The sequence below is a fragment of the Acrocarpospora phusangensis genome, from assembly GCF_016862995.1.
Lineage (GTDB): Bacteria > Actinomycetota > Actinomycetes > Streptosporangiales > Streptosporangiaceae > Acrocarpospora > Acrocarpospora phusangensis.
Genome location: NZ_BOOA01000188.1, coordinates 1 through 2,010, shown reverse-complemented (window position 1 = coordinate 2,010; position 2,010 = coordinate 1). Strand labels below are relative to the sequence as shown.

Sequence of the window (2,010 nt, the reverse complement as noted above, 5' to 3'; positions counted from 1 at the left end):
GATCCCAGGGAGGATTCGCATGCCGTCATCGCTCCGAGGCCGGCTGAGCGCCTTCGCGGTGCTCGCCCTGCTCGTCAGCCTCGCCGTCGCGGTGGGCGGGGTCGCCGACGCGCAGACCCGTACCTACGCGGCCGACTTCTCGACCGTCATCGCCAACCCCGAGCGCGGCTTCCACAGCCGCTACGAGATCATCAACGACCCCTCCGTCAACGACTGGGCCAGTAGCGGCGCCGGGGTGCCCGGCTTCAACCCCGACCTGCTGGACCGGACCTTCGCCCGGGCCAGGACCAACGGCAACACCCTGATCCACAGCTACCTGCACCTGGACCACTTCAAGACCGCCGACGACCTGCCGCAGGCGCTGCTGACCAACCTGGACTCCGGTCTGGACGCCATCCGCGACGCCGGCATGAAGATCGTCTTCCGTCCCACGTACGTCTGGGACGGCTGGTCGGACGCGACCGAGGCCAAGATCCTCCGGCACATCGCGCAGATCGGCGCGGTGCTGACGGCCAACGCCGACGTCGTCATGCACCTGGAGGCCGGGTTCCTCGGCGCCTGGGGCGAATGGCACACCGGTCTGTACGCCGACCCCTTCAACCAGGACCAGGCGGCCACCCGGTACCGCGTGATCAAGAAGCTTCTGGAGAGCACGCCGGACACGATCCCGCTGGCCATGCGGTACCCGATCTTCATCAAGGAGATCGTGGACCCGCCGTCCTGCGCCGTCCCGGAGGGGTGCACGCTCACCCAGGCGCAGAAGGACAGGATCGGCTTCCACAACGACTGCTTCCTGGCCGACTACAACGACATGGGGACCTACGACAACAACTCCTGGATGGGCTGGTTCTCCATCGAGCAGAAGAAACAGTGGATGTACGACCGGCAGACCTCGGCCGGCCACAACACGATCATGGGCGGGGAGACCTGCAACTCCGACGGCTACAACGACGCGGCCGGCGTCAACGTGCAGACGGAGATGTCCAGGCTGAACTTCACCGAGATCAACGAGGACTACGCGGCCGTCAACACGAACAAGTGGAAGGCCACCCAGCTCGCCGCCGCCGGCAACGACCCGGCCGAGACCGCGTTCACCCGGCTCGAACGCAAACTCGGCTACCGGCTCCGCCTGGTCAACGCGAGCTTCTCCGATTCCGTACTGCCCGGCGGGCAGCTCACGTTCGCCGCGAACCTCGCCAACGACGGGTGGGCGGGGCCGGTCAAACGGCGGCCGGTCTTCCTCGTGCTGGACAACGGGACGCAACGGTACGACCTGCCGCTGCCCGGGCTCGACCCTCGGGCGTGGCTGCCCGGCGGGCACGCGGTGCCCACGCAGACGGTGACCGTGCCGCCGAACGTCGCCCCGGGGACGTACACGCTGGGACTGTGGCTCCCCGACCAGGCCACAAGCCTGCGATCCCGGCCGGAGTACGCCATCCGGCTCGCCAACTCCGGCGTCTGGAACGCGGCGAAGGGGTACAACGTGCTGGCGAGCGCGTTCACGGTGGGGGCGTGCGCGCCGTCCTGCCCGACCGGCGACCCGAGCCCGTCGCCGAGCCCCAGTCCTTCGCCAAGTCCCTCCCCGAGTCCGTCGCCGAGCCCGAGTCCCAGTCCGAGTCCCAGTCCGAGTCCCAGTCCGAGTCCGCCGTCTGCGGGTCTGGTGCTGGACAACTTCGACGGATCTCCCGCCTACCCGTCGGCGTACCAGAACGATCTGGGCAGGTGGACCGGCGCGAACTGTTTCCTGGACGGCGGTGGTTCGGGGACGGTCGTCTCGGGGGCGTTGCAGCTGCGCTACAACAACTGCGGCTGGTTCGGCAGCGACGTCGGGGTGGATCTGACCGGTAAGACCTATCTGGTGGTCCGGATCAAGGGCGCCTCCGGCGGGGAGCAGAGTCACTTCAACCTGGGTCTGGGCGGTGCCAGCAAGGTGTTCGGGGACTACACCCTGGACGGTGGCGGGCATGCGGTGATCACCACGTCGTACCAGGACGTGAGGATCCCGATGGC

Annotated in this window: 1 protein-coding gene; it reads left to right on the top strand. The window is 68.2% G+C overall.

Features of this window, described 5'->3' with window-relative positions; all coding sequences use genetic code 11:
* Nucleotides 1-19: 19 nt before the first annotated feature.
* Nucleotides 20-2,010 (top strand): DUF4832 domain-containing protein (locus Aph01nite_RS40815; RefSeq protein WP_204046462.1); only part of this gene is annotated, 1,991 nt, incomplete at its 3' end.